This window comes from Paraburkholderia sp. J63 (assembly GCF_905220245.1).
Lineage (GTDB): Bacteria > Pseudomonadota > Gammaproteobacteria > Burkholderiales > Burkholderiaceae > Paraburkholderia.
Genome location: NZ_CAJMZF010000138.1, coordinates 1 through 1,029, shown reverse-complemented (window position 1 = coordinate 1,029; position 1,029 = coordinate 1). Strand labels below are relative to the sequence as shown.

General features: G+C 68.4%; 1 protein-coding gene. It reads right to left on the bottom strand.

The genetic code is table 11. The features are described 5' to 3' along the window. Positions 1–1,029 (bottom strand): threonine ammonia-lyase, biosynthetic (gene ilvA / locus U5775_RS38845; protein WP_322063423.1); only part of this gene is annotated, 1,029 nt, incomplete at both ends.

The window sequence follows — 1,029 nt, the reverse complement described above, 5'->3', positions numbered from 1 at the left end:
ACGAAGATGTGCGCGCGTTCGGCGTCGTCGATGCGGTAGTTGAATTCGGTCACGCTGCGCGTGCCCACGAGTTCGCAAAAGCGCTTGAAACTGCCGCGTTCCTCGGGGATCGTCACCGCGAACACTGCTTCCCGCGCCTCACCCACCTCGGCGCGCTCGGCCACGAAGCGCATGCGGTCGAAGTTCATGTTCGCGCCCGAGGTGACCGCCACCAGCGTCTTGCCCTCGATGCCCTCGCGCTCCGCGTACTGCTTCGCGCCCGCCACGGCCAGCGCGCCCGCGGGTTCGAGCACGCTGCGCGTGTCCTGGAAGACGTCCTTGATCGCGGCGCACAGCGCGTCGGTATCGACCGTGAGCACGTCGTCCAGATACTCGCGGCACAGGCGGAAGGTTTCCTCGCCCACGAGCTTGACCGCCGTGCCGTCCGAGAACAGGCCGACCTCGCTCAGCTCCACGCGCTTGCCCGCCTTCATCGACTGCGCCATCGCGCACGAGTCGTCGGTCTGCACGCCGATCACGCGGATCTCGGGGCGCACCGCCTTCACGTAGGCGGCGATGCCCGCCGCCAGTCCGCCGCCACCGATCGGCACGAAGATCGCGTGAATCGGGGCCTGATGCTTGCTGAGCACTTCCATCGCCACGGTGCCCTGGCCCGCGATCACGTGCGGATCGTCGAACGGATGCACGAAGGTCAGGCCGCGTTCGTTCTGCAGCTGGACGGCGTGCGCGTAGGCGTCGCTATAGGATTCGCCGGCCTGCACGACCTCGACGGTGGGGCCGCCGTGGGCGCGCACCGCGTCGACCTTGACCTGGGGCGTGGTGACGGGCACGCAGATCACGGCCTTCACGCCGAGTCTCGCCGCCGAGAGCGCCACGCCCTGGGCGTGATTGCCGGCCGACGCGGTGATCACGCCGCGCTCAAGCTGCTCGGGCGTGAGATGCGCCATCTTGTTGTAGGCGCCGCGCAGCTTGAAGGAAAACACGGGCTGGTTGTCCTCGCGCTTGAGCAGCACGGTGTTGCGCAGGCGC